The following is a 25,601-nucleotide window of genomic DNA, read 5'->3' as shown; positions in this document are numbered from 1 at the left end:
TGTTTTAATTAGAATGTAACGTTAATACCACCCACAAATGTGCGGCTCTTAGGATAAGCGGCGTAATCTATACCCGGAGTCATCGCATTTTTCTTACTGCTTGTATCGACTTCAGGGTCTGCTCCGCTGTAGTTAGTCCAACAGAACAGGTTATATCCTGTCAGATAGATTCTCACATTCTGCATAAACGCTCTCCTTACAATTGTTTTCGGAAGAGAGTATCCGATAGTAATGTTATTCAAACGCAGGAATGAGGCTTTTTCTACTGCATAATCAGTCAGCTGCATGGTAGTAGCGCTGGCCGGATTGTACATATTGGCGTTAGCGTTTATTTCATTCAGACGTAATCCTGCTGTTGTCATGTCTCCATAGGTATTAAGGACATCTGTAGAGCTGGACGACAGGTTCAAACCAGTTTCCGGATCAATCCATGTGTAACGGTTAGACAGTCTGAAATCATTGTTTAAGTTATAACCGGTTCTTGAACCTGAACGGAAAGAAGCTGCCAGTTTTGTTCCATTGACAATTACATTTCCGAGAGAGTAGTTGAAGAATACATTGAAGTCGAAATTACCTACGCGACCATCGAATCCAAAACCACCGGTTGTAGGAGCGATAGTGTTACCCAAACGTTGTTTGAGAGGGTTACCATCTTTATCACATTCCAGTTTCAAACCACCCGGATAGTATTTACCACCGGTGATAGTAGGACTGTTATCTTGCATTCCGTCTTTTAATCCCCATTCGCTACCTGCCCAAACCAGTTCGCCGGTAGGGTTGGTGACAGGATCATATACAGTATAATAACCGTTTGTCTTATATCCCCAAACTTCACCCAAACGTCCGCCTTTCTCTACGCGGAAGTCTTCGTATTTGGCCATTGTACTACCTGACCAGTTACTACTTTGCCAGGGAGAGTCTGTATTCAGTTTATCAATGCGGTTGCGGTTGTAAGCAATGTTGGCATTGAAGTTCAAAGAGAAATTCTTTTTATCAAATAAAACAGCACTAACAGACAATTCTACACCTTTATTGGATGTCTGTCCGAAGTTCTTGTACTGATAGTTATATCCGGAGAGAGAAGGAATTTCAGTACGCATCAATAAGTCTCTGGTTGTATTCCAGTAAAAGTCGATAGCACCGGAGATACGATTGTTCCAGAATCCATAGTCAATACCGATGTTACGGGTAACTGTTGTTTCCCACTTCAAATCGGGGTTGTATAAGTTCGTTCCATGTTCCAACATGGTAGTGCTTTCTCCGTTGAAGAAAGGATTGCGTGCATCATTACCTCCCAAAGAGTAAGTGGTGGAAAGCAAACCGGAATTGATACGGTTGTTACCGGCAGTACCGAAGCTTAAACGTAGTTTCAAAGCTGACAGCCAGTCTTGAGTGTTACTCATGAAAGCCTCGTCAGAGATACGCCATGCCAAAGCTGCTGACGGGAAAACACCCCAACGATTTCCGGAACCGAACTTGCTCGAACCGTCTGCACGTACTGTAACAGCAAGCAAGTATTTATCCATCATAGTATAGTTCACACGACCAAAGAATGATAATATGTTTTCTTTTGCAGCAATGGTAGATTGGTTGGCTAAAGCTTTGCCCGAACCCATATTTGCTTTCATATCATCGAAATTCATAGTAACAGGGAAAGCTACAGATACATTTTCTATTGATTTCCTTTGGCTGCTGCTTACTTCATGTCCGATCAATACATTGAGTTTATCACGACCTTTGAACAGTTTTTTGTTATCATAGGTCAATGTGTTGGCATTACGCCAGCTCATCGTCTTTTCTCTCAACAGGTAGGCTTGTGGCTGACCGTTATATCCATATTTAGAATTAGATACTGCATCTACTCCCCAATACTGTTCTGTATCGTCAAACTTCCATCCATATCCGAATTCGGAACGGAATGTCCAGTTCTTGAATGGTTTCCAGTTTAAACCTACATTGTAGTTCTGGTTGAAAGTATTGCGGGTTTTATCCGTTGCAAGCAGACGTTCCAATGGAGATTTCTGTTGTGCCGAACTGTTTTCTTCGTCGTCATCACTGTATTTAAGTGAATCAACCGGACGGAATACGGTAGCATTAGCCACAGTTGAATTGGCAGCATTGGATTCATTGGTATCAGCACCACCACCTAAACCGTCAATGGTAGAGTAACTTAACCGGGCGTTAAAGTCCAGTGTCATCCATTTATTCAGTTCTGATTTAATTTTTGCATTTACATTGTCTTTTTTGAAGCCGGAATTAAGCATGATACTTTTTTCTTCATTATGGGCATAGCTGACACTATAAGTCATTTGCTTGGTTCCGCCACTTACATTAATGTTGTATTGTTGCTGGTTTCCAGTACGTCCGAACATCTCGTCTTGGTAATCGGTACCATCAATAGAACGCCAGATATCCATATCGGCAAAGTTTCCATAATCCAGAGAACCGATTTCACGCTGATAAGCAACGAAATCGTAAGGACTCAAGACTTCAGTCAGTTTGGTTACCTGTTTAAAACCGAAAGAAGCACCGAAGTCTACTTGCGTTTTACCTTCTTTTCCGCTCTTGGTAGTAATGATGATTACACCATTTGCACCACGGGCACCATAAATGGCTGTGGAAGAAGCATCTTTCAATACGTCGATGCTTTGAATTTCCGAGGGAGCGATATCACTAATGCTTGAAACAGGGAAACCGTCTACAATATATAAAGGAGAGTTATCCTGTGATAGTGAACCACCACCGCGAACACGGATCTTTATATCTGCATCGGGAGAACCTTCAGTAGTAGTAACACTAACTCCGGCAAGTTTACCGGTAAGGGCTTCAGATGCACTTGCTACTGGTATAGCAGCTAAGTCTTTGGCACTAACAGAGGCTACAGAACCGGTTAAATCTCTTTTATTGACCGTACCGTAACCAATTACTACGACTTCGTCCAAAGCTTTCGAGTCGTCGACCATTTGTACATTAATTGTTTTTCTACCTTGAACGGCTACTTCTTGAGTTTTCATACCTATGTATGAAATAACCAATGTTTTTTTGCCATCAACTTTAATAGAAAAATTACCATCTAAATCTGTAATCGTACCATTGGTAGTATTACCTTTTTCTACAACAGAGGCTCCAATAACAGGCTCTCCGCTGGTGTCTTTCACGTTACCTTTTACGGTAATCGTTTGCGCAGATACGCTAAGCGATATTGCTGAAAATAGTATTAGCAATAAGGAGCGCATGTTTTTCACTTTGTTAGACATTCTTTGCATGTTTATTAATTAATGGTTGTTGTTTGATATTTCATAAAAATCCCGATGAGAGTTCATTCATCGCTACAAAAGTATGAGAATGAAGATATAGTGATGTGCAATATTTGTTTTTCACCTCGTATTTTTTGTTTTTTAGTTTGTTGCGAGGTGTAGTTATTAGCTTTGAAGGGTGTTATTTGTGTTCTAAAGGCCGGCAAATATACGAATCAGAGATTTATAAATTGATTTTTTCACCGGTTTTTATCCGGCATTCATCGGAATTTATACCGTAAATCAACTGAAAAGCCTGTGGAAGCATAGGGAAATGATGTATCTTTGAACCATTAATCAATTAATAATAGAAACAATGGAAGAGAAACAAAATTTTCCCCGTGCTACAGGCTTTTCCGGTAAAATACTGATAGCTTTGCTTTTTATCCTTTCCGGGATTCTACTGTTTGCCCGTAATATGGGATGGATAACTTCAGAAGTATTTGATTTGATCGTATCCTGGCATTCACTCCTTATATTATTAGGTATATATGCAATGATTCGCCGCCATTTCATCGGTGGAATCATCCTTTTTCTGGCGGGTGTTTATTTTCTGATAGGAGGACTTTCCTGGTTACCGGAAAATTCACAGGCAATGGTGTGGCCCCTCGCTCTGATAATAGCAGGTGTTTTATTTATCTTCAAACCCGGCAGAAATAAGAGGGCGCAATGGGCTCGTCAGCATACAATGGAACATCGTCGGCAATGGATGAAGATGCATCAGGGTAGACCCGGCATGAACTTTGAGAGTGAGCAACAACAATCGGAATCAGTAGATGGCTTTTTGCGTTCGGAGAATGTCTGGGGAGCTGCACGTCACGTAGTACTTGATGAGTTGTTTAAAGGAGCCATGATTCGTACCTCTTTCGGGGGGACGACTATTGATCTTCGCCATACCCATATTGCACCGGGAGAAACCTATATTGATTTGGATTGCAGTTGGGGAGGAGTCGAGATTTATGTCCCGTCGGATTGGACAGTCGTCTTCAAATGCAATGCTTTCTTTGGAGGATGTGATGACAAACGCTGGCAAAATGGGAATGTAAACAAGGAGAATATATTGGTCATTCGTGGAACGCTTTCTTTCGGAGGCTTGGAAGTTAAAGACTAGCGTATGAAACCACATCCGATAATAGATTATCCATTCCGCTGGATTCCGATGCTGGTGCTGGCGTTTATTCTGGTTGCGACACAGGTGGCTTTAGTCTGTGGATATACCGGAAACGACTATCTTCCTGCTCTGGTAGATGGAGTGGCAACAATTGGTTGGCTGGCAGCCATAGCCTATTTGGCCTGGTTTGTGGTCGGTCTTGTTTCGTTGTTCCAGACGGATATAATCATGATAATCGTTGGAAGCCTATTATGGCTGGCGGGTAGTTTTATGATCTGTGATATCATGGTGAGGATTGTAGGCATATCCTATATTCCTTTTGTGCAGACCATACCTTTCCGGTTATTGTTCGGGCTGCCAACCTTGATTGCCATTACTTTATGGTATCGCTTGATCGTAACTAAAGAAGAAGTACAGAATCAGGAACTGGATAAAGAATTGGCTGCACATCAGCTAACTGTGACCGAACAACAAGGAGAACCACAGACAGAATTAATAGATCGCATTACGGTGAAAGACGGTTCCCGCATTCATCTGGTAAAGACAGACGAACTGATCTACATACAAGCCTGTGGAGATTATGTAATGTTGATAACCCCTACCGGAGAATATCTGAAAGAACAAACTATGAAATATTTTGAGACCCATCTGTCTCCTGATACTTTTGTGCGTGTGCATCGTTCTACGATTGTCAACGTAACACAAATTTCGCGGGTCGAGCTTTTCGGAAAAGAAACTTATCAGTTGTTATTGAAGACTGGCGTGAAACTTAAAGTAAGTCTTTCCGGTTACCGGTTATTAAAAGAGCGGCTGGGGATCTAAAATTTGTTCAATCTTATCATAAAAACTGATTTTTCCCCCATATCGGTCAAAAAATGAATGTCAGAATGAAAAGCTTCCACTACTTTTGTTTCCATCATCTAATAATGTGAATAAGGAAATGAAAAGAAAATTAGTTTATGTTTGTCTGCTGGCAATGGTTGCGGGAGGAATGATGTCCTTTTCCTATGACATACCCGAAAAACAGGAGACAGGCGGCCGGGAAGATCGAGTGATCTCTTTTCCCGGAGCTGAAGGACACGGTAGATACACGACAGGCGGCCGTGGTGGTAAAGTGTATCATGTGACTTCTTTGGAAGACGATGGTTCGCAGGGGACTTTACGTTGGGCTTTGAAACAAAATGGACCTAAAACGATTGTCTTTGATGTGGCAGGTACGATTCATCTGAAATCGGAATTACGAACAGGGAAAGATCATCTCACCATTGCAGGACAGACTTCTCCCGGAGGAATCTGTCTGGCTGATTATGGCTTTTCTATTAATTCTAATAATGTAATTATCCGTTTTCTTCGTTTCCGCCCCGGAGAAGCCAGTGGGAAAGAACCCGATGGGTTGGGCGGCTGTGATAAGAAAGATATTATGGTAGACCATTGCTCTGTCAGTTGGAGTGTAGATGAATGTCTTTCCGTTTATGGTATGGAAAACTCTACGGTACAATGGTGTATTGGCTCTGAAGCATTAAGAAAAGCGACTCATGTAAAAGGGGCACATGGATATGGAGGCAATTGGGGAGGACATAAAGCTTCTTATCACCATAACCTGATCGCTCACTGTGAGAGTCGCGTGCCTCGTCTGGGCCCTCGTCCTTCTACATTAGCTCTTGGCGAATGTGTTGATATCCGGAATAATGTTTTCTACAACTGGGCTGGAAACGGCTGCTATGGCGGGGAAGATCAGCATGTCAATATCGTCAATAACTATTATAAACCGGGACCGGCAACAAAACAGGCTTCCAAACAGGTGCAATATCGTATTGCCAAAGTCGGAGTTTATCCGCAAGCTTATGTTTACGTTGATGGAGAACCCAAAAAGAACTTGGCTTTTCAACCTTACCTGCAGAAATGGGGAACTTTCTATATTGATGGAAATAAGATAGAAGGTAACAACAAAGTTACTGCCGATAACTGGACGGATGGAGTCTATGCCCAGTTGAAGAATGATGAAAAAGTAGATTTCCTCTGGACAGAAGATGCCAAAGAATCTATCCGTCTGAAAGAACCTCTTGATTTTGGAGTAATCACTACTTATTCGGCTGACAAGGCTTATGAACAGGTGATGAATTATGCAGGTTGCTGTAATTATCGTGATGAAGTAGACAAACGTATCATTTCCGACACCCGGAAAGGAACGGCAACTTTCACCGGAGAAGGAAATAAACCCGGATTTATCAATAGCCCCAAAGACACAGGCGATTCTCCCTGGCCGGAATTATCAATAGCAGGTCTTTCGGCACCGGTAGATTCGGACGGTGATGGCATACCTGATGAGTGGGAAATAAAAAACGGACTTGATCCGAATAATCCCGTAGATGGAAATACAAAAACGAAAGATCCGAATGGACAATATACGAATCTTGAGGTATATTTGAATAGTTTGGTGCAACATATAGTCGATGCACAGAACAAATAGGTAATCAGCAATTCCCCGTTCAATGCGGAGAATTTAGATGATATGCCCTTCAGGTGTTTTATGATAACATTTGAAGGGCATATCTTTTTTGTGCATGGCTATACCAGAGGGGCACTTTTTTACCCCAGTCCGTTTTTTACTCCTTTTCTACTAAATCTTACTCTATCTTCTCTTGCTTAATCCTCAATTTTGCACTGGTGAAAGAACAAAAAAATCACTCTAGCGAAAAACATCATTAATGTACAATGAAAATCTAAACAAATGAGAAACATGAAGCCAGCACTTATAATAGCCAATCCTCCTTAGGCTTGAATCCGCCTTTTAAAGAAAAAGGGCATAGAATTTTTATTCTTTTAATAATTGTATATCTTTAAATTATATATAAACTAATATTTATGAAACATCTAGCAAGTTTATTTCTTCTGTCATTTCTGCTTTGCTCTTCTTGTTCACAGCAAATGGATGATGAATGGAAACCGAATGAACAACTTCCCAATGTGCCCGAAACCCACCCGGTTGGCGTTTCTTTCAGTAGGGCTAGTCTTGAAACTTTTGCTGAACATGGAATTACAGAGGTCGGTGTTTATGTCTACCTGCAAGATTCCATGGTATATGGAAAAAATCTCCCTTTAAATAATGGAGATTTAAAAGTCGACCTTCCTTTAGGAGAAAATCTGCAAACCTTCATCGTGGCAAATGCCGATCATCTGGTGGATACAGATAGTCTTTCCAAAGTGGTAGTTTATCAGGATGCTCATATTCAAAAGCCGGTTTATATTTCGGATGTCGTAGGCTTTACTTCAGATAACTCGGTCAGTTCGCTCAACGTAGAATTGAAACGTTTAGTCGGGCAAGCAGTGTTCCAGCCGAAAGAGACGGAGGAGGAATTGAGTGCTATCACTCGTTTTGACCAGTTGAATGTCACTTTTACAAATGTGGCAATAGGCTATAAAGTAAAGAGTAAAGAATGTATTACAGAAAATGTGACTATCTCCACTAATCTTTCTACCGGCTTTGGAGCTTCCGTTTATTCATTTCCCACAGTGAATGGAGATTCCAGAACATCTATAGATGTGGTATATCTGAAAGGAGGCGAGGAGGTGAATCGCATCATCAGCCCTCTTGATACCGGTATAGGCTTTGAGTCTTCCAAGCGTTCTACCGTACATATGAAAATTACGGATGAGAATTACTTGGACGAGCCGTGGCCTTCGGTACGCACAGTCATGTATAAGAGTACATCCACTCAACCGTTTACAATAGAAGTTTCAGAATTTTAAAACAGGAGTTATATGAGAAATATATTCTATTCACTGACGGGAATAATGCTCCTGTTGGGAATAACAGCTTGTTCGGAAGAAGAACGATATGCCACTTCGGTAGTAAAAGAGATACAACTGTTTCTGGATGACGAACCGTGGGCGGTGAACACAGGTGCCTCTAACAAACCCCTGTTTATCTATACAGCCGATGGTGAGTATGTAGCCAACTATTCGTCGCTTTATCGCTTTCAGTTGCCCAATGGGAGTTATAACATTATTTCTACCACACAATCCGATTCTATTCCCAGTCCGAAGAATCTGAATGATATTGTGATACATCAGGATCCGACGGCTAAAACAAAATATGCCATTTCGGCACCGGTGACGTATAAATCCCCGTTCGACGAACCGCTTAGTGTGCGTATGTACAATCGTACAGGTGTGCTTCGTCTGAAGTCTACCGATCGTAAATCGGATAAAAGCTACTCGAAATTACGCGCAGTCGTTTCTTCACCAATATCAGGATATAAACTATCGGATGCTACTTTTGTAAAAGCTCCGACAGATGTGCAACGCGAGAAAGAGACAACAACCGGTGGAGTGAACTACACCGATGACTTTGTATTGTTTCAAACGCAAAGCGAAGGCGGAACAGTATCTGTGCGTATCGACTATCTGGATAAGAATAATACGGTAGTCCAATCTAAAGCTATCGATGGCACATTCCCCATCTTGCCTGATGATACGGTACAAGTGGCGTTTGCACTGAACAACGTAGATGAACCGATCATACAAGATTACACTGTAACAATTGCTTCGGAAGGATGGAACGAAGAAGATATCAATCCGGAAGCTCCGATGAGAATTCCTGACGGATACAGATATGTAAGTCCGGAAGAGAACCTTGAATCAATCTGTAAATCAATGCTGGCGGATGCTTCTGTAAATGAGGTGAAACTTTTCCTGAAAGCGGGTGCTACCTATAAATTAGGTACACAGACCGAAATACCGAAAGCTCTCTACATCATGGGACAGGCACCGGGTGATGGTGAAGAATTGGCATTTATGGAAATGGGCAACATGAGTATCAACTGTCCTGATGCCATTATTGAAGCCTTCCACTTCGAGAATCTGAAAATAAAGGTGACAACTTCCGATTTCTTTAAGTTTAAAAACCAAGCTTTCCATGTATCTACTATCTCTTGGAAGAACTGTGAAATCAGCGATTTGGTACGTACAATGTGGTATCAGGAAGTAGATGCTGCACAGAAACAGATTGCCGATCATATTGTGATTGAGAATTGTCGTTTCTTAGGTTTGAATTCCGGTGGAAGTGGCCTGTTCGGTCTTTCTACCAAGCAGGACGCGCCGGTACACAACTTTGTGTTCAAGAACTCTACGTTCCATGCCAACAATCTGACAAGAGCTTTGATAACCGGTTTGGGTAGTATGACAGGCGAATTGAATGTGACAATAGAGAATTGTACATTTGTGAGTATGGCTCCTGCTGCAATGACCTTCTTCGACTTAAACCCGAAGAATACCTCTTCATTCCACTTAGTTGTCCGTAATAATCTCTTTAGTGGTGTTTGTGAAGTCGGACAGGGAACTTGGTTCACTACAAGAAACGTCACAAGCAAGACTTTCGAGAATAACTATCGCACCAATGGCTTTGTAGTGGCTAACTGGGGAGTTGATACTGCTGAAATACCGGTAGAAACAGCTCTCCCTATGGAAACACTCTTCAAAGATGTGGCTGGTAGAGATTTCACTATTACCGATAAAAACTCCGAAGTATATACAAATGGAATTGGTGATCCGCATTGGATTAAATAATCAATAGAGTATTAACAATATAAAGATATAAAACATGAGATATTTTCTATTCATATTATTGGTAGGATTGTTGAGCGCATGTAGTTCGGACGACGAATCTAATGCGGGTGCAACAGCTGCCAAACTGGAAGTGTCGAAGAATGAGGTGAAGTTGAGTAACGTAGACGGTTCGTTTACAATCAACGTAACGGCTACCTCTACATGGACTGCCGAAGTGACCTCGACAGGCGACTGGTTGACTATATCAAAAAGCTCCGGAGAGGGGAATGGTGATCTCCGTTTGTTTTTTACCGAGAATACAGACGGCCCCAAGCGCACCGGAACAGTAAAAGTATCAATGTCGGGTGCAGGCTCGACATTGGAACAAGAGATTAGCGTAGAGCAACTGGGGGCCGATCCCGATATTTTGTTTGATTATTCATCAGCCCCTTTGTCATTCCGGGGAGGTACATTCACCTGCAAAGTAGTGGCAAATGTGGAATGGGAACTGGAGATAGCAGCAGAGTACGACTGGATCAAGTTGAAGGAAGCAACTCCCAGAACCCGCAGTTTTGTGACGGATGAAGTAACATTTGCCGTAGATGCAAATGCAAACAAAACCAGAACAGCCGTCCTGATATTCAAATCCGTAGGAGATTATACATTGCAGCGTGTCCTGAAAGTGACACAAGACGGTGTAAGCGGTGAGGTGACGATAGAACAGGATGAGTATATCATTCCTTATAAATGTCCTAAACTGGTTATCTCGGCTCCGCAAGGAGAAAACCCGGTAGATTACGATGCTGTAATATCCGAGAGTTGGATTACGCAGGATAAGAAAAACTCTACTGCCAATGAAGTCGTATTGAATATCGAAAATAATGAAACAGTCTTTCCACGTACAGCAACGGTAGAGATGTTGGATAAAGTAATTACCATCTTCCAATATGGTAAACCCGATACAAGCATCGGTGACGATCATTCTACTTCTATACTCGCTTTCCCGGGTGCCGAAGGTGGCGGTCGTTTTACTACCGGTGGTCGTGGCGGCGAAATCTATCGTGTGACCACGCTGGCAGATTATAACAAAAACGAAACCCCTATTGAGGGCAGTTTACGCTACGGAATTGAGAAATCCAACCAACCACGCACCATCATTTTTGATGTATCCGGTATCATCGAACTGAAAAGAGGGCTGTATCTGAATGAATATCCTAATTTGAGTATCATTGGTCAGACCGCACCGGGCGACGGTATCACATTGAAGAATTACAACTTCACCTTTAACCTGTCGAAAGATCCGGCTATTGGTGCAGGTGGCAGTCTGAATGCTATTGTTCGTTTCTTGCGTTGCCGTCCGGGCGATCAGTTTGCCGATTATGGAGAAGATGCGATTGGCGGACGCTATTTCAAAGATGCCATTATCGACCATATTACAGCCGGATGGAGTGTGGATGAAACACTGACTTTCTATGGCGTACAGAACTTCACGGCACAATGGTGTATCGCTTCTGAAAGTATGAACCTGTCTAACCATGCCAAGGGTGCTCATGGTTATGGTGCTATGTTTAGTGGAGATAATGCTTCTTTCCACCACATACTGTTAGCACACCACGGTAGCCGCTGCCCGCGTATCTCCGATTTGTCTGCTCCCGGTACACAAGAATCTTATGACTTTACCGGATATTTCGATGTGAGGAATAATGTCTACTACAACTGGAGTGGAAGAGGACAAGGCAGTTATGGCGGAAAGTATGCTGCTTTCAACCTGACCAACTGCTATTATAAACCGGGGCCAGCTACCGGAACAAACAACCGTTCTTACCGTATCCTGTCAAGTGATCCTACTGCCAGAGCTTATATCAATGGCAATTATGTGTTAGGTAACACAGGTGTCACGGCTGATAACTGGACAGAGGGTGTTTGGGGACAATTCGATTCTTCACTGGGTACGGTTCCTGAAGCAGAAAAGCAAGCTATGAAGATGGCAGATTACCAACCTTTCAGCAAACTGACCAGTCACACGGCTGAACAAGCTTACGATAAAGTATTGGAATATGCCGGAGCTTCTTTGCGTAGAGATGTGATAGATCAGCGTATCGTTCGCGAAGTAAAGAATGGTACTTACACCTATATCGGTTCCAAACCCGAAGAAGACGGCAAAGCCAAGCAACCCGGTATCATTGATACAGTATCAGATACTGAAGGTTACATTAAGGTGAAGTCGTTGAATCCTTGGCCTGATACGGATGGTGATGGAATTCCTGATATTTGGGAAGAAGCTTACGGGTTGAATCCTAACGATCCGAGTGATGCACAAAAAATCAGTTCGTCGGTTGATCCTAACGGACGCTATCCGAACATCGAAGTTTATTTCCACAACCTGGTTCAGCACATTATCTATTATCAGAACCAAGGCGGAATAGTAATGGAAAAGAAATAAAGGTGTGGAGCAAATAAATCTATTTACAATAAAAGCATAGAATGATGAATAAAATAATCATAAGCATATTTATCCTGCTGTGGGTAGCAGTGGGTGCTATGGCACAGACTGCTACCGTGACCGGTACGGTGACCGACGATATGGGACCGGTAATTGGTGCCACAGTAACGGTGCAAGGCACTTCAATAGGTGCAACGACCGATTTGGATGGTAAATTTACATTGACCAGTGTGCCCAATGTAGCCAAGGCCGTGTTGATAGTTCGCTATGTAGGTATGGAAGAAGCAAAAGAACCGTTGAAAGGACGTACCTCGAACATTAATATCCACATGAAAGAAGCTGTCGGAATGTTGGACGACGTAGTCGTAATCGGCTATGGTACGCAGAAAAGAGGTAACCTGACCGGTTCTATCGCCAGCGTATCCGGCAAGATATTGGAGAAAGTACAGACCACTTCTGCTGCTGAAGCCATCGTCGGTAAACTGCCGGGTGTGCAGGTGACAGCTGTAGACGGTTCGCCGGATGCTGAAATTAAGATTTTGGTACGTGGTGGCGGTTCTATTACACAAGATAACAGTCCGCTTATCATATTGGACGGATTTGAAGTAAGCAGTCTGAACGATGTTCCACCTACCGATATTGAATCTATCGAGGTCTTGAAAGATGCGGCTTCCACAGCTATCTATGGTGCGCGTGGTGCCAACGGTGTAATCTTGGTGACAACCAAACGTCCTGTTGAAGGACGGGTTGTCATTAGCCTGAACACTTATGTGCAGACCAAAGAACTTTCCAACAAACTGGATGTGATGGACCCTTACGAATTTGTATTGATGCAATATGAAAATGCGCGTCAGAAAAGCTCTAATCCTACAGCTTTTAATAATAAGTATGGACATGCTTACGAACACTACATCTATCAGGGAAATGCCGGAACTGACTGGCAGGACGAGGTGTTCGGTTCCAATCCGGTGGCCAAATATGTAGACCTTAGTGTGAATGACGGTACGGAGAAAGCCAAATATAAACTATCCTTTATCCATCAGGACCAACCGAGTGTGATGGTAGGCAACGGACTGAAACAAAACAATATGAACGCTTCTTTCAACTTCAAACCTTTTAAATTCCTGACGTTGGAATACCGCACGCGTTTGTTGCATAAGGAAGTAGATGGATCCGGTACGGAAGGCGTTAGTTTGTTGACTGCTTTGCGTGAAAAACCGACTAAGGGTCTGGATGAATATATGAAACTTCCCGAAGACGATACGTATTTCGATCCCGATCAACTGGAAGAGGAAACTCTTTTTGATCCCAAAGAAGAATCGAAAAGAAATTATAAAAAGAGAATCAACAAGTCGCTCAATACGATGGGAGCCGTGACCTGGGATATTATGAAGGGTATGACTTTCCGTAGTGAATTTGGTTTCGAGAATAACTCTGAAGAACAACGCCGTTTCTGGGGTATGGAGACCAGTAAAGCTCGTAGCAACAATAACCAGCCGGTGGCGGAATGGAGCATGAAACAAGGTACCAAGTGGCAGCTTACCAACGTGTGGAACTACAACTTTATGCTAAAAGAAGCACATGATATCCGTCTGATGTTGGGACAGGAAATCAAGCATAACCAGACTACTACCAAAACTTACTCTACTCGTTTTTTTCCGGAAAATATCACGGCAGAAAAGGTCTTTGATAATTTGTCGCTGGGTACTCCTTACGAGAACTCCTCGTCAGCGGCCTCTCCCTCTCGTATTTCTTCATTCTTTGGCCGTATCAACTATGGCTATAATGATAAATACCTCGCTACGGTAACGCTGCGTGCCGATGGTTCTTCCAAGTTTGCCAAAGGTAACCGTTGGGGATTCTTCCCGGCAGGAGCGTTGGCATGGCGTATCTCTAACGAAGACTTTTTGAAAGATAATCAGGTCGTATCCAACTTAAAGTTGAGATTAAGCTACGGTTCTTCCGGTAACGACCGTATCGATGCCGACCTTTATCAGAAATTGTATGGGGTAAGCAGTTCCCGTCCTGCCGGATGGGGAGAAGTCAGCCACTATTACTATAACTTCTATAACTCTAAATATGTGTACAATCCTGATGTGAAATGGGAAACCACCATCACACGTAACATTGGTATTGACTTCGGTTTCTTTAAAGAACGCCTTAGCGGTACGATTGATGTGTACTGGAATACAGTCAAAGATTTGCTGGTGCCTTCGGATATTCCAGGTTACACAGGCTACACTAAACTGATGACCAATGTGGGACAGACATCCAATCGGGGTATAGAACTTCAACTGAATGCCTGGCTGATAGAAACGAAAGACTTCTCACTGAACGCCACATTCAATATCGGTCATAATAAAAACAAGATTGATAAACTGGCAAGTGGTGAAAAAGAATGGATTCTCACTTCGGCCTGGAGAAATGACGTCGTGAACTCTGATGATTATCGTGCCTATGTGGGTGGTACCAGTGGTTTGATTTACGGTTATGTCAATGATGGATTCTATACCGTAGCCGATTTTGAATCTTTCGACTCCAAATCCAGAACATGGAAACTGAAAGAAGGAGTGGTAGATTCAAGCCCATTGTCCGACACTCCGCGTCCCGGTAATGCCAAGTTCAAGAAACTCACTCCGGTAGATCCCAACAGCACCAATCCTTATCAGCTGACAGAAGCCGACCGTACTGTTATTGGCAACACTACTCCGAAATTCTCGGGAGGTTTTGGTCTGAATGCTACTTATAAAGGATTTGATATGAGTATGTTCTTCAACTTTATGTATGATTTTGATGTACTGAATGCCAACAAAATTATGCTGACCACTTGGGCGGACAATAAAGAGAACAACTTCCTGATGGACATCGCTTCAGATAAACGCTGGCGTAACTTCGACGACATGGGTAATGAGATCCGTTACAGTCCGGAAGTACTGGCAGAATTCAATAAGAATGCTACCATGTGGAATCCCACTTCCATCGGACGCCCCATCTGTATGTCGTATGCCGTGGAAGACGGTTCATTCCTGCGTCTTAATTCAGCTACCCTCGGTTACACCTTACCAAGTGTGTGGACGAAGAAAGTCGGTTTGAGTAAAGTGCGTTTCTATGTATCGGGCAATAATCTGTTTACCCTTACCGGATATAGTGGTTATGATCCGGAGGTGAACATCGCTACCGGTTTGACACCGAACATTGATTATAACCGTTATCCGCGTAGCCGTACCTATACATTTGGTGCACAGTTGACTTTTTAATTGAAATCTATAAAATGAAAGAACAATGAATAAGAAACTAATATACTCACTCATTGCCGGAACTATGTTCACTTTGACGTCTTGCGATGATTTTCTTGATGTGCAGCCCGCCTCCGGCTTTACTCCCGAGTACATATTTTCCAGCGAATCGGAGATGAAAGCGTTGATGACCCGTATCTACTCTTCCATGACGGAAGACGGATTGTACGGAAGTAACCTTGCCAGCGGTTTGAATACGAATACCGATGTGGAAATGAGTTCGTTCAAGAACAACACTGTCAGTACCAATGGCTCGGATATAGGCTGCTTTGATTCCCGTCCCACCTGGTCGGTATTGAACGCTACTTGGAACAATATCTATTATGCTATCAATTATGCCAACGACTTTTTGCAGGCTGTGCAGGAGTCACCATTGTTTTCCGATAAAGTAACAGGTGATACTCCTTCCGAAACACAACAGATGTATGGAGAAGTGAAAACTCTTCGTGCCATGCTCTATCTGGACTTGATCCGTACATGGGGAGATGTAGTGTTTATTATCAAACCAACGGAAGCGACCGATGACTTCTTCAGTCTGGGTACTACCGACCGCAATGTCATTCTGGAATATCTGATTGATGACTTGATAGCTGTAGAACCGATGATGAAATATGCAGTCGATTTGGATTATGGCGTAGAACGTGCTTCACGCGAATATTGCCAGTCGCTTATCGGACAGTTGGCTCTCTATCGGGGTGGTTGGACTCTTCGTGCCGACAAAGAAGATGTGACTCACGTAGGTTACATGGAACGAGGTGATAACTTTGAACATTATTATGAGATTGCCATCACTTATCTGGGGAAGGTAATCAAAGAAAGCAAACACGACTTGACTCAAAGTTTTGAAAACTTGTGGGTAAATGAATGTAACTGGAAGACTGCCAACAACGATGATGTCATGTTCGCTGTTCCGATGCTGAAAAGTGTCACCAGTCGTTATGGCTATAATATCGGTGTTACTATTGCAGAAGGTAAGCACTCTTATGGCAGCGCCCGCAACTATGTAACTTTCTGCGGTACGTATGTTTATTCGTTTGATAAGGATGATTTGCGTCGTGATATGACTTGTGTACCTTATAAATATGATAAAGACCTGAATCAGGAGATTGATATGGGAGTGACTGGTATGGGTGTTGGTAAATGGTCCAAACTCTATATGCAGTCTCCGCTGGGTGCTTCCAGTGGTTCTAATACAGGTATCAACAGTGTACGTATGCGTTTTGCAGATGTTTTGCTGATGTATGCTGAAGCAGTCAATGAACTTTACGGACCGCGTGACGATGCCAAAGAAGCACTGAAGCGTGTTCGCCGCCGTGCTTTCGATGCGGCTCAATGGACGGATAAAGTAGAAAGTTATGTAGAGAGCCTGACTAATGAAGCAGATTTCTTCCAAGCAGTCATGGATGAGCGTAAATGGGAGTTTGGTGGTGAAGGTATTCGTAAATACGATCTTGCGCGTTGGAATAAATATGGTGAAGTTATCTACAATCTTTATAACGAGATGACTAATTGGGGATTGGTAGCTAACGGAGCTTACGTACCAGGCATTGAGAAAGTACCGTCTAATATCTATTACAAGCAAGTGACGGACCCTGAACATTCTGATAGAAAGGTATTAGACATTGTAGGTATTGACGAATATGGTCCCGGTGTAGGTCGCCCTGCCGGTTACACAGTATTGGAGTATGCGTTGGGATGGAGAGTGTTGAACAAAGAAACACAGCTTTATGAAACGTTGGATGCTATTTCATGGAGTTTCCGTGGATTTATCAACAAGAACAACGATCAATTAGTGAAACCTACCGATCCTGTGAGATACCTGTGTCCTTATCCTGCAAAGGTTATAACAGACCATCGCGGATTGATTCGGAACTATTATGGATACTAATCAGTAAAAAGACAAACGTTATGATAAAGTTATTACGAAAACTTGCAACGGCTATGCTGCCCGCACTCCTTTGCGGCACCCTGTTCATAGGCTGCGAGGCAGATGATAAATATACGAAAGTGGACGACCTGTTCCAGCCCCGGTTTGTATTGGAGAAACCGGAGGTGAAAGCAAACTCTGTGACATTGGTATGGTATAAAGTGAACGATGCTATCTCTTATACGGTACAACTACATCAGGATCAATATTATACCAGCTTGTTTATGGAGATAGAAACCACTGATCCTTATGTGTTTATCGATGATATTCCTTACGGAACTACTTTCTATATTCGTGTACGCAGTAATGCTGCCAACGCTACCAACAACTCGCAATGGAAATACACCAGTGCCTCTACTGAAGCTCGTCCGGAATATGCCCAACTGGTGGAAGATGTTTCCAAAACCGAAATTACGGAATCATCGGCTATCATTCGCTGGAAGAAAGACAATAAACAGAATCCGGTGGATAGTATAAGCATTATCCCTATGATGAATACGACACTGCCTGGTATTAGCCGCTATCTGACCATTGAAGAAATGATGCAGGGATTTGCCGAGGTGGATGGTTTAACGAAGAATACACTGTATGCTGTCAACCTGTATGATACCAGTAAACCGCGTAAATATGACAAACCTTATAATCAGGTAACGTTCCGTACGGCAGGCCCGTCGGCTATGTCCATACCGGTAGGCTTGGATGACGATTTATCTGCGATGTTGCTGAACAACGATGTCGATCCTGAAGTGCCCGAAGGTACAGAATACTATTTGCCTGCAGGTTCTTCTTACCGCGTCACTCCGTTCGCTTTGATGAAAGGCTTCCGTTTGGCCGGTAGTCGTGATGGAGTTAAACCTATTGTTGTTTTGGAAGGTAGTTGGAGTATTGCAGAGGGTTCTTACCTCTCCAGTCTGGAGTTTGATAATATTGAATTCCGTCATGAAGCAAACAATAACTACTTTATGAATACCAGCAAGGCATACACAATAGAGAATGTCAGCTTTGTAAATTGCGATTTCATAAGTCTTCGCCGAGGTTTCTGGCGCCATCAGTCCGCTAATGCCAAGTACATTATGAATCTGGAAATGGAAGGATGCCGTTTCGAAGGTTGTGGATGGCAAACAAGTGCTTATGGTGCATTTAATCTTCAGTCTTTCGACAAAGATAACGGAGTTTCTTATGACCAGGTAGACCGTGCAATCTTCCGCAACTGTACATTTAGCAACGACAATGATGGAACCAATGGTTATGGCTGGGGTAACCTTTTCTATGCTCCTTATATGGATAAACCTATCGACCTGGAATATAAGAATGTAACTATTTACAACTACAGCCGTAATCAACGTCTGATTAACATTGAATCTGCCGTAGGTTCTAAATTGGTAATGGAAGGTATCTTGTTGGCATCCCCTTGCGGTGACTTGTTTGCTATCGGTGCTAACACTACTACTACATTCTCTAATAACTATACCACCGCAGACTATACATTGGGAGGTAAGAATATGAATGCGACCGATTTGAAAATTACGGCAGTCGAACTGTTTGCCGATCCGGCTAATGGAGACTTGACGATTAAGGATACCTCTTCTCCGATTGTAAGCAACCGTGCCGGTGATACTCGTTGGTTGCCTTAAATTTAAATTGAGAATATGAACTTACATGATTAAGAATAAATTAAAATATAATATTATGAATCTGAAACATTTATTTTTCTTAGCGGTTGCCGGAACGTTGGCAGTAGCTTGTAGTGAAGTTAATGAAAATTCTCTTACTGATGGCGATGGTCAAAGAATGCTTCGCACTATCAGTTCGGGCAACGACCGTTTCACTACACGATTGAATAGCGAAACCAGTGAATGGGAGAACGGTGATGCTATTGGTATATATATGTTCGATACGGAAGATAAGAATGTGTTGAACGATGCCCTTAACGTGAAATATACGACGATTGGCGAGGGGCTTACGGCGAACTTCTCGTCCGATCCCGGAATAGCAATCTATGATATGCCTACGAATTTCGTAGCCTATTATCCGCATACTACATCTGCAGATGTTATTGATGCCACAGCAGCACTTTATAAAGTAGATGTAAGCGATCAGTCTGACGGTATCTCTGCCCACGATTTAATGTGGGCAAAGGCTGCTAACCAGTCAACGGAATCATTGTTGGCAGGTGGATTGGCATTCACTTTCCATCATAAGTTAGTGCTTCTACGTGTTAAGATTACGAATGAAAACGTGTCGAATGTGACAAGTATAACGGTAGGGGGGATGAATACCACAGCTACTTTCAGCCTGATAGACGGGAAATTGACTAACATGGATACGCAGAAGTCTATTTCCCTGCAGAAAACAGGAGATAAATCTTTTATTGGTATCATGTTGCCTGCTGAAGAGTTGATAAATAAAATGTCGCTCACTATCATGGCAGACGGTGGTAAGTATCAGTACACAGTGCCTGAAGGCAGCAAGATAGATAAGTTTGTTGCAGGCTATGAGTATACCTTCAATATCAATGTAGGAAAAGAGACTAGCGGAGAAATAGGCGGTGGTTCCGGCAGCAACACACCTTGGGGTGATGGTGGCAGCGAGGATGGCGACGGTGATAAAGTTTCAGAGAATGAAGCAATTCCTGCTGATTATGCTCAAAAAGCGATTAATGCAGAAACAAACCTGTCGACAATATTGTCCGGTGCTTCCGGTAAAGTTGCGTTAGTATTTGCTGCCAATGCAGAAGGTTATACCTTTAGCGATGCAATGGTAGTGCCCGAAGCTGTAACAGAGTTGTTACTGATTGGTGATACAGAAAAACAAGTGAAGATGAATCTGAAACAGATACAATATACCAGTCTTCAAAAGATAGCATTGAATAACTTAGATATTACAGGTGATAACTCAACCGCTCTGCTGACTAACAATGAAACTGCCCAACTCGCTACTGATGCTGTGGTAGATTTCAAGAAGTGTAACTTTAGTAACATGAAGACTGTTTGTGACTGGTCAACCGGAGATAACGGGGCACAAAACTTACTTTCTGCTGTAGTGATCGATGATTGTCTGTTTGCCAATATGCAAAATGTCTTCAACTATTATGGTTCTAAAGCAATCACTATCACTAACTCTACACTTTATAAAATGACAGAACGCGTCATTTACGTGAAAGATGCCAATAGTGTAGTTATCACTGTCGAAAATTGCACATTGGCAGATATGGCAAAGACTCCATTTGAAAGCCGATATGCGAATGGTAATCTCTATTATAAGAATAATATTTCGGCCTGCTTCGTTACAAGTAACCCTAACATAGGCTATAAAATGGATGTACGGGAATTCTCCGGTAACTATGCAGCGGCAGCTACCGAAGCCGGACAGATGCCTGTATTGAATGTACATGGAAAAGCAATTGATACCAATACTTTTCCTAATGCCTGGATAGATACGTCCAAAACAGTTACCGAACTGTTTGAAGATGCAGGAAACGGCAACTTCAAACTGAAAATTGATGCTCAAGTAGGTGACCCGCGTTGGTATAAGAATGTAAAATAACCATTGAATTACTCTTGTAATACTGATTAAACATTACAGTTATGAAATTATTTCATTCATTATTATATCCCTTGTTAGGTGGTTTGTTTTGCCTCTCTTGTTCGGATGATGAGCAAGATTCAGGTACAAAACAACCTACTACTGCGGGAGAGGTTACCTTCGGTGTAGACCTCACAGGTTTCTCAACCCGTGTCACCCAAGACGGATCGTCATGGAATGACGGAGATAAGATCGGAACATACGTATTGGATATGAAGACTCTTGAACCTGTCACAGAAGCAGCGAATGTACCTTATGTCTGCTCGGAAGAGGGTGCGTCGGTTTCTTTCACTTCCACTACACCGCTGAAAGTGCAAAATGATGGAACACCGGTGAAGTTTGTGGCATACTATCCGTATAATGCCGATGTACGTAATTTTAATTATCCCGTGCAACTGGCCGCTCAAGAAAGAGGAAGTACGGCGTGCGACTTACTATATGCTGCCACGAAAGAAGAATACACCTACTCTCCGGAGAACGAACCCCATATCTCATTAAACTTTACCCATCGTCTGGCAAAAGTGATTCTGAAATTTGTGAATATGGAAAAAGAACCGTTGGAAGTAAGTGATGTACGGATTGAGGGGATGCAAACTGCCGCTTCATTCAATATACAAACAGATGTACTGACGGTTGACGAAAGCTCTGTTGCTACAATCAACCCTTATCACAATGCTACAACAGGATTCTACGAAGCTATCATTCTTCCATCGGCATTGACAGACAGCTATAAAGTGTCTTTCGTATTGGACGATAGAGAGAAAGAGTGGATATTTACTAATTTGGACATTGCTTTGCCGCAATTCCACAAAGGTTATAGCTACACATTCGCACTCTACATAGACGACAGCGGCTTTGTAGAAATGGGACGTCTTGAAAATGTGGAAGGCGGAAACTCATCAGCTCCCTGGGAAGACGGAAGCAGTGAGGACGGAACGGCCGAAGGTGACAAGACTCCTGTATCAGGATATGCCTTCACACCTGCCGACGGCACGCAGCAAGCACTAGCAGATACCGAACTGAAAATCGCCTTTGAAGGCACTGCACCCGAACTTGGTACGAGTGGTTGTATCCGCATCTATCGTATGAGCGACCATAAACAGGTAGATGAAATCAATATGGCAGAACGCAGACAGTCTATCGTAAACGGTCAGACCCAACTGAATACGTGGATGGATATTATCGGCGTTACGCCTACCGGTTCTTCCGTTAGTCGTCGTATCGTCAATTATTATCCGGCACGGGTGGAAGGTAAGAGCTTCATTATCAAGCCTCATCAACAGCGCTTACAACCCGACACCGAATATTATGTAACCATCGAACAGGCAGCAGTGAAACAAACAGACTTCAAGGGAGTATATGGCCGTGCATGGACGTTCAAGACGAAGCCGGCACCAGCATTGACCGGACCGAACTATGAGGTGAAAATTAGTCACACCGACCCCAATGCTGACTTCTATACTTTGCAAGGTGCTATTGACTTCTGTGCCACACATGTCGATTTGAATGCTGCTAAGACATTCCGGATGGATGACGGTATCTATCAGGAGATTATCTACTTGCGCGATCAAAGCAACATCACAGTAAAAGGAAATGCTAGTGATAATACGGCTGTCAATATTCAATATGATAACAGCAATGATATTAACGGTGGTATAGGCGGCGGAACCAATATCGATCAGTTTGCCCCTACCGGCACTATTGTGCCCTCTTCCGGAGGTCGTTCGGTGGTGATACTCGATGGTAACAGTGATAAAATCCGCTTTGAAAATGTGACGATAGAGAATGCGTATGGCTGGACACTAGGCAAGAATGGTCAGGCCGAGGCACTTTATATTAACAACAAATCGGCTGCTTTTATCAATTGCCGTGTCTTGAGTTTCCAGGATACTTTGCTTCCCGGTGGAGGTTACAACTGGTTCAAAGATTGTTTCATAGCCGGAGCTACCGATTTCATCTGGGGGTCGGGTAAGGTGGTACTGTTTGAAGATTGTCAGATCCATGCACCTAGCGGTACACGTGCTGTAATGCAAGCGCGTGTCAGTGCGGGTTACTTGGGTTATGTATTCTTGAACAGCCGTTTCACGGTAGGCGAAGGCGTTACTAACTCTACTTTGATTTATCAGTTTGAGCCGGACAATCTGACCTTCTTAAACTGTACGTTTGCCGATGTGTACGGTCCTAACTTTGTAGGAGAGAATAAACCGCTGACACCGGCTGTACCTACTGTTGCCACCGGCTGCAAACTTTACAACTGCAAGACTGAATCGGGTTCTGATATTTATCAATCCATTCCGGCAACGGTGCGCAATACAGTGCTGCAACTTAGTAAGGAACAATACGATCAATACTTCGGTACACGTGAAACCATCATGAGTTGGGATGGCTATACCGATGCGGCTTGGTTCAAATAATAAAATGTTTAGGTAAAAAGATACGATGAATAGATTGAATCGAATGACTGGCTTGGTACTGGTCATCATAGGACTATTTTGTGCTTGTCAGGGTACTGCCAAGCAGGTGGATGTGGAGACAGATTTGAAGGCAATGTATGCAGACCTTCCTTTCTCCATGCCCGCCATAGAGCGTCCTGTTTTTCCCGATTATCAGGTAAATATCTGTGATTTCGGAGCAAAAAGCGATGGGGTGACACTGAACACGGAGGCTATTAATAAGGCTATCAAAGTAGTGCACGACAAAGGAGGGGGTAAAGTAATCATTCCGGAAGGTTTGTGGCTCACAGGCCCCATTGTTTTGCAAAGTAACGTCAATTTGCATGCAGAAAAGAATGCTTTGATTGTGTTTAGCGGTGACACCTCGTTGTATCCGATTATTACGACTTCATTTGAAGGACTGGATACACGGCGCTGCCAGTCGCCTATCTCGGCAATGAATGTAGAAAACATAGCTATTACCGGTTATGGCGTTTTTGATGGAGCGGGAGACAGATGGCGTCCTGTGAAGAAGGATAAAATGACGGACAGACAGTGGAAGAATCTGGTGAACTCCGGTGGTAATGTGGATGAGAACGGCAAGGTGTGGTATCCTAATGAAGGGGCATTGAAAGCATCCGTTCTCATGTCTGGCCAGGGGAATCAACAGGCTGAAATCACGAGTGAAGAATGGGAGGAGATGAAAAGTTGGCTGCGTCCTGTACTGCTAAGTATTGTGAAGAGTAAAAAGGTGCTTCTGGAAGGCGTGACTTTCAAAAACTCTCCGAGCTGGTGTCTTCATCCGCTTTCGTGCGAATCTTTGATATTGAATGATGTAAAGGTGTTCAATCCCTGGTATTCGCAGAACGGAGACGCGCTCGATGTGGAATCATGCAAGAATGTGCTGATTGCTAACTGTTTCTTTGATGCGGGAGATGATGCAATCTGCCTGAAGTCTGGTAAAGACGAAGATGGCCGTCGCAGAGGTGAACCTTGTGAGAATGTGATTGTGAGAAACAATACCGTTTTGCATGGTCATGGCGGATTCGTAATTGGTAGTGAGATGTCCGGAGGAGTGAAGAATGTATATGTGTCCGAATGTTCTTTTATCGGCACGGATGTCGGGTTGCGGTTTAAAAGTGCCCGTGGACGTGGTGGCGTCGTGGAGAATATTTACATCAATAATATAAATATGATTGATATTCCTAATGATGCTTTGATTGCCGATTTATATTATGCGGCCAAAAGTGCTCCCGGTGAACCGATTCCGAGTGTGAGTGAAGAGACTCCTGCTTTTAGGAACATCTATATCTCGGATGTGTTTTGCAGGGGAGCAGGACGGGCGGCGTATCTGAACGGACTTCCCGAAATGCCGATTGAGAATATTTCCATCAAGAATATGGTGGTTACTGGTGCTAAAGAGGGTATTGTAGTGAATCAAGTGGCAAAGCTCAACATCGAGAATGTTGAAATTGACACTCCTGACCAATCTATGATACAGATCGAAAATACAACGGATATCACCATTAACGGAAAAGATCTGGGAACGATTTCAGAGAAACGGTTACTGACCAAGAACTAACTGTACTATCTGTTTTATACTGTTTTTATTGTCAATCTGTCAGGACGGTAGTTAAAGAAGTGAATTACAGTATAATACATGCTGACAATAGAAGCTGACAATAGGCTGACAATAAGAATTAAGAGTTCTATTGTCAGCCTGTTTTTTTATCGTATAGTTATGCTGACATCTTGGAATTGTTGTTTTAAGGTTCTGATATAGTTGCATTCGTATGCCTGTACAGTTGAGTAAGTATGTCTGTATAGTTGAGTAAGTATACCTGTATAGTTTGATTAGTGTGCCGGTATAGTTGGGCAAAGGTGCCGCAGGGAAAACGCATTATAAATCATGTAAAATAAGTTCCCATAAGAATTCATTATCCCACCCTGCTATTAATCTTTTT

At 42.9% G+C, this 25,601-nt stretch carries 13 protein-coding genes; 12 read left to right on the top strand and 1 reads right to left on the bottom strand.

The genetic code is table 11. The annotated features are described in order from the left end of the window. Positions 1-8 precede the first annotated feature (8 nt). The gene (locus AB5217_RS12825; protein WP_004301515.1) at positions 9-3,266 is read right to left on the bottom strand and encodes a SusC/RagA family TonB-linked outer membrane protein; all 3,258 of its coding nucleotides are present in this window, start codon (positions 3,264-3,266) and stop codon (positions 9-11) included. A 346-nt stretch (positions 3,267-3,612) separates the two neighbouring features. Between AB5217_RS12825 and AB5217_RS12820 the strand changes: the two genes are divergently transcribed. From AB5217_RS12820 to AB5217_RS12765, 12 genes are all read left to right on the top strand, one after another. Then, complete coding sequence (locus AB5217_RS12820; protein ID WP_004301517.1) at positions 3,613-4,407, top strand: LiaF transmembrane domain-containing protein; 795 nt, start codon at positions 3,613-3,615, stop codon at positions 4,405-4,407. 3 nt (positions 4,408-4,410) lie between these two features. Beyond that, a complete protein-coding gene (locus AB5217_RS12815; protein ID WP_004301518.1) occupies positions 4,411-5,229 on the top strand; it encodes a LytTR family DNA-binding domain-containing protein in 819 nt (272 codons plus the stop codon). A 118-nt stretch (positions 5,230-5,347) separates the two neighbouring features. Further along, positions 5,348-6,877, top strand: coding sequence for a pectate lyase (locus AB5217_RS12810; RefSeq protein ID WP_004320967.1), 1,530 nt, complete (start codon positions 5,348-5,350; stop codon positions 6,875-6,877). Positions 6,878-7,272: 395 nt separating this feature from the next. Continuing rightward, the gene (locus tag AB5217_RS12805; protein ID WP_032849846.1) at positions 7,273-8,157 is read left to right on the top strand and encodes a hypothetical protein; all 885 of its coding nucleotides are present in this window, start codon (positions 7,273-7,275) and stop codon (positions 8,155-8,157) included. A 12-nt stretch (positions 8,158-8,169) separates the two neighbouring features. Next, a complete protein-coding gene (locus tag AB5217_RS12800; protein WP_008650719.1) occupies positions 8,170-9,975 on the top strand; it encodes a DUF5123 domain-containing protein in 1,806 nt (601 codons plus the stop codon). Positions 9,976-10,009: 34 nt separating this feature from the next. Then, complete coding sequence (locus AB5217_RS12795; RefSeq protein ID WP_032849848.1) at positions 10,010-12,397, top strand: BACON domain-containing protein; 2,388 nt, start codon at positions 10,010-10,012, stop codon at positions 12,395-12,397. 44 nt (positions 12,398-12,441) lie between these two features. After that, positions 12,442-15,654, top strand: coding sequence for a SusC/RagA family TonB-linked outer membrane protein (locus AB5217_RS12790; RefSeq protein WP_368112721.1), 3,213 nt, complete (start codon positions 12,442-12,444; stop codon positions 15,652-15,654). A 25-nt stretch (positions 15,655-15,679) separates the two neighbouring features. Continuing rightward, positions 15,680-17,581 (top strand): RagB/SusD family nutrient uptake outer membrane protein, encoded by a 1,902-nt coding sequence (locus tag AB5217_RS12785; protein WP_004301526.1) that lies wholly within the window; start codon positions 15,680-15,682, stop codon positions 17,579-17,581. 20 nt (positions 17,582-17,601) lie between these two features. After that, positions 17,602-19,254 (top strand): DUF5123 domain-containing protein, encoded by a 1,653-nt coding sequence (locus tag AB5217_RS12780; protein ID WP_008777425.1) that lies wholly within the window; start codon positions 17,602-17,604, stop codon positions 19,252-19,254. 55 nt (positions 19,255-19,309) lie between these two features. Continuing rightward, positions 19,310-21,166, top strand: a complete 1,857-nt coding sequence (locus AB5217_RS12775) for a fimbrillin family protein (protein WP_368112720.1) — start codon at positions 19,310-19,312, stop codon at positions 21,164-21,166. Positions 21,167-21,207: 41 nt separating this feature from the next. Continuing rightward, complete coding sequence (locus AB5217_RS12770; protein WP_032844456.1) at positions 21,208-23,619, top strand: pectinesterase family protein; 2,412 nt, start codon at positions 21,208-21,210, stop codon at positions 23,617-23,619. 25 nt (positions 23,620-23,644) lie between these two features. Then, positions 23,645-25,219 (top strand): glycoside hydrolase family 28 protein, encoded by a 1,575-nt coding sequence (locus AB5217_RS12765; protein ID WP_032844457.1) that lies wholly within the window; start codon positions 23,645-23,647, stop codon positions 25,217-25,219. Positions 25,220-25,601 lie beyond the last annotated feature (382 nt).

The sequence above is a fragment of the Bacteroides sp. MSSM.1001136sp1_RTP21357st2_D2_RTP21359_211015 genome (assembly GCF_040913205.1).
GTDB classification, from domain to species: Bacteria; Bacteroidota; Bacteroidia; order Bacteroidales; family Bacteroidaceae; genus Bacteroides; species Bacteroides ovatus.
The sequence above is the reverse complement of the archived record's forward strand: the minus strand, read 5'-3'. Positions and strand labels throughout refer to the sequence as shown.

What these genes read in the sequence shown, in the direction of transcription:
- AB5217_RS12785 (WP_004301526.1), top strand. Translation starts at nt 15,680, where the DNA reads ATGAATAAGAAACTAATATACTCACTCATTGCCGGAACTATGTTCACT.
- AB5217_RS12815 (WP_004301518.1), top strand. Translation starts at nt 4,411, where the DNA reads ATGAAACCACATCCGATAATAGATTATCCATTCCGCTGGATTCCGATG.
- AB5217_RS12770 (WP_032844456.1), top strand. Translation starts at nt 21,208, where the DNA reads ATGAAATTATTTCATTCATTATTATATCCCTTGTTAGGTGGTTTGTTT.
- AB5217_RS12765 (WP_032844457.1), top strand. Translation starts at nt 23,645, where the DNA reads ATGAATAGATTGAATCGAATGACTGGCTTGGTACTGGTCATCATAGGA.
- AB5217_RS12820 (WP_004301517.1), top strand. Translation starts at nt 3,613, where the DNA reads ATGGAAGAGAAACAAAATTTTCCCCGTGCTACAGGCTTTTCCGGTAAA.
- AB5217_RS12790 (WP_368112721.1), top strand. Translation starts at nt 12,442, where the DNA reads ATGAATAAAATAATCATAAGCATATTTATCCTGCTGTGGGTAGCAGTG.
- AB5217_RS12810 (WP_004320967.1), top strand. Translation starts at nt 5,348, where the DNA reads ATGAAAAGAAAATTAGTTTATGTTTGTCTGCTGGCAATGGTTGCGGGA.
- AB5217_RS12795 (WP_032849848.1), top strand. Translation starts at nt 10,010, where the DNA reads ATGAGATATTTTCTATTCATATTATTGGTAGGATTGTTGAGCGCATGT.
- AB5217_RS12775 (WP_368112720.1), top strand. Translation starts at nt 19,310, where the DNA reads ATGAATCTGAAACATTTATTTTTCTTAGCGGTTGCCGGAACGTTGGCA.
- AB5217_RS12805 (WP_032849846.1), top strand. Translation starts at nt 7,273, where the DNA reads ATGAAACATCTAGCAAGTTTATTTCTTCTGTCATTTCTGCTTTGCTCT.
- AB5217_RS12780 (WP_008777425.1), top strand. Translation starts at nt 17,602, where the DNA reads ATGATAAAGTTATTACGAAAACTTGCAACGGCTATGCTGCCCGCACTC.
- AB5217_RS12825 (WP_004301515.1), bottom strand. Translation starts at nt 3,266, where the DNA reads ATGCAAAGAATGTCTAACAAAGTGAAAAACATGCGCTCCTTATTGCTA.
- AB5217_RS12800 (WP_008650719.1), top strand. Translation starts at nt 8,170, where the DNA reads ATGAGAAATATATTCTATTCACTGACGGGAATAATGCTCCTGTTGGGA.